Genomic DNA, 3,782 nt, shown 5'->3' with positions numbered 1-3,782 from the left:
TAGCTAACTGGTTTGATTTATTGTTTAGTTCTTGATATGTTAATTGCTTATCTTCAAATACTAATGCAATATTATTCGGATTTTGTTTTACTTGTTCTTCAAATAACTCATATATAGTCCTATTCTTCGGATAAGCCTTATCAGTCCGGTTCCAATCATAGACTATCATTTCATAGTCTTGTTGGGATAACAGTGATAAATTATGTATATCGCATTCTTTATTTTCTAGAGCAATATCTAATACTCTTAAGAAGCTTTCTTTAACTAAGCCTAAGAAACTCTGATCAAACAAATCTTTCTTGCATGAGAGTTTAAATTTTATCCTATCATTAGAGTATTCATCATATAATAAACTAAGTTCATCGATAGATTCTTCTGACCATGAGACATCTAAGCTTTCTACATATAAATTGTCTAATTTTAAACATAATGAATTTAGATTAGTTTGTCCAAAACCTACATTGAAATAATTATCATCAATATTACTCTTTAGTTGTTTTTGGTCATTAATAATATTTGTTAATGAATACCCCTGATGCTTCCTAGTCGCCTTTCTTTGACTTTTAAGATTCTTAAATAAGTCTTTGAGACTTGAGAATTTTCTAAAATCAAATTTAAAAGGTACATTATTAACAAAACATCCAGTTACATTTTTATAGCCTTTGGGACGCATATCAACAGGATAGCTAATCAAAAAATCTTGTTGGCTAGACAATTTAGATAGTACAATACCATAAATAGCTGATAATAAAATAAATGGTGTTATTCTATATTGTTTACAGACTTCCTTTATCAAGTTAACTTTTTGTCTATCTATCTCAAAATGGATATTTTGTGCCCTTGATGATACAACTTTAGAAAATCTCTGATATGGTAAGCTTACAGATAGCTCAGTCTCACCTATAAATTCCTTATAATACTCAGAAGCTTCTTTATTAAACTCCTCTGTCAGAATTAACTTTTCTAGCTCTACTGCCTCTGTAAAAGACTCTATATCTTTTGCTTCAAGTAAGTTTCGACCATCAATATAATTATTATAATCACTACTGACCTGCTCCATCATAGATATTGCACAAGTACCATCCACAACAATATGATGAGATGATAACAATATAAAATAATGTATTTTATCATCAACTTTCAAAAGATAAAATTTATGCAATATATCTTTGGTAAGATTAATTTTTCTATGTACGTATTTCTTAATCTCTAAATCATGATCTTTTTTATCTGATATATCTATATGAGTATAAAAATCTTCGATACTATAATCACTATAAAAGCATTGTTCGCCATCTTCAGAATATCTTGCATGGACTACTTCATTATTTTTTATAAAATTTTCGCATGCTGATTTTAAAGCATTTTTATTTAATTCACCTTCTATTTTATACAATAACGATACATTATATTTGGTACTATCAGGATCTAAAGCCCATTCGACAAAAAATCTTTTTTGATACTCTGATACTGGTAACTCTCTCATTTAACTACACCCCTCTAAAAATAACACTAAAATCACTTCTACTAGGATCTATCTGATACTCATTCCAAAATAATCTCGTGTACTCATTTGCAATAATCATTTATCTGTTTATTTTTGAAAATACTTAGAGAATATTATATATAAAAGTAAACATACTAACTAGGTAATGGATATTTAAAGAAGTCTTACAGTAATACCCTTTTAATCTCTATAAATTATTTGCTGCATACAAAGTGACTCCTAATATATTCAAAATATTTTAAGAACCATTAATAAGACTTATAGCATTTGATAAATAACTAGTTGTATCTACAATACACGGCTCCTTAAAAAATTGTCCATGCTTAGCTTGTAATATCTTATATTCATATCTATCAAAGATTTTATCCCATATTGTTATAGGATCTCTATCAGAATTTACAAAAGGATTTCGAGAACTATCAACACCATACATCATTAGGCATTTACCATTATATGCTTTAGGGAAATATTCTAATGTAACCAAATATGGAGATATATTCAAAATTTTCTGAAAGTGAACCACTATTGACTCTACAAACATACCTGCTTGACAGTTACCAAATATTACAAATTGTTTATTAATATTACAAATCTGACTAATTTGACTAAAGTAATATAGACACAAATGTTCTTGAAATTTACTATATTTATCATTATCCTTGACATAGGTATGCAAGGATCTCATACCATACAAAGGTTGATCGGCATCTACAGCTTTTGCTAAATCACTAAATTCCGTCCAGTTATTGCAAACCCAAAATATTGGTGGTTTATTACCACTCTCATTACAAGCCAATATACAACATTTAGCATCACCAACTATATTTGACATTACGACTACATCTCTTTGCATTTGTGATATAACTCTATAAAATTCGTATTTATCCGTTTGAGATAATTCAAGGTATTTCATAATCTCAGGTCGATGATCCCAGTATTCATAAGCGTATTTTCCTTTACGAAAAACTATACTACTAAGTTGCCCTGTCTCAATATCTATAAGTTTCCTAGTTATTAAATTTGAAATACTTTGGTAATAGAAAATATCCCTAACATCAAGCTCAAATTTCAATTGAGCTAGGTTTATTTTAGAGACTATTTTTATAGCTAAGATACTATTACCACCTATCCTAAAGAAATTATCTGTTATACCTACCTTCTTTAAGCCAAGTACCTCTGCAAATATAGTACATAAACTTATTTCAAGCTCTGTACTTGGTGCTACATAGCTATCCTCATTAACAAACTCAGGATCTGGCAATGCCTTACGATCTAACTTACCATTTACTGTCAATGGCATACTCTCAAGCTCAACCAATATACTTGGAACCATATATTCAGGTAATACTCTAGATAGTTGAGTGAGTATTGATTCTTGTGTTAAAGAATTATCTTCATCAGCCACATAGTAACCTACTAAGTATTTAGAATTTGATTCAGATTCTTTAGCTAATACGCATGACTGTTTAATCCCTGCTATTGAACTTAATTGATTTTCAATCTCACCCAATTCAATACGATAACCTCTGATCTTAACCTGATCATCATTTCGTCCTATATACTCAATATTGCCATCAGACAACCATCTGACTAAATCTCCCGTTCTATACAATCTCGTATAGCCTTTAGCTATATCAGACTCTGTAGCAAATGGATTAGATACAAATCTTTCTGCTGTTAACTCAGGTCTATTTAAATATCCCTTCGCTAACCCAGCCCCTCCTATATATAACTCCCCAACTACTCCAACTGGAACAGGATCCATGTGTTGATTGAGAATATATACGAGTACATTGTCTTCTGGTCTACCTATTGATACAATTTTGACCTTATAATTAGTTATATTATAGGTTGAATATAATGTACATTCAGAGGGACCATATTGATTAACTAAAAACTTTTTTGGCAATAAAGAGTAAAAGTTATTTACTACTTTAGAGCTTAAGCTTTCTCCACAGCTAAAAACATAAGCTAAACTTTGTATTTTGTCAGTCAAATTATTTATGTTAACATAATCTAAAAACACCTCTAGCTGTGAAGCTACAAAAATCATATAAATTACTTTATATTTATGTACGATACTCACAATATCATAAGGATTTTTAATTTCAGATTTATTAAAAAGTATTAATTTTGATCCAGATGTTATTGATACAAACAACTCTCTTACAAAAGGATCGAAAGCATAATTAATTTTACTAGCAATGATGGTTTCTAATGATATTTTATACTTATGTTTTAATGAAAAAATTTTAGAATTAACACCATTATGGGT

Annotated in this window: 2 protein-coding genes; both read right to left on the bottom strand. The window is 29.3% G+C overall.

Annotated features, from left to right (window positions below; translation table 11 throughout):
- A partial coding sequence (locus FTPG_RS04310; protein WP_035722332.1) for a condensation domain-containing protein occupies positions 1–1,486 on the bottom strand: 1,486 nt, incomplete at its 3' end.
- A 259-nt stretch (positions 1,487–1,745) separates the two neighbouring features.
- Positions 1,746–3,782: non-ribosomal peptide synthetase (locus FTPG_RS04305; RefSeq protein WP_004287202.1), on the bottom strand; the 2,037-nt coding region annotated here is incomplete at its 5' end.

The organism is Francisella philomiragia subsp. philomiragia ATCC 25015, from assembly GCF_000156715.1.
Classification (GTDB): domain Bacteria; phylum Pseudomonadota; class Gammaproteobacteria; order Francisellales; family Francisellaceae; genus Francisella; species Francisella philomiragia.
The sequence above is the reverse complement of the archived record's forward strand: the minus strand, read 5'-3'. Positions and strand labels throughout refer to the sequence as shown.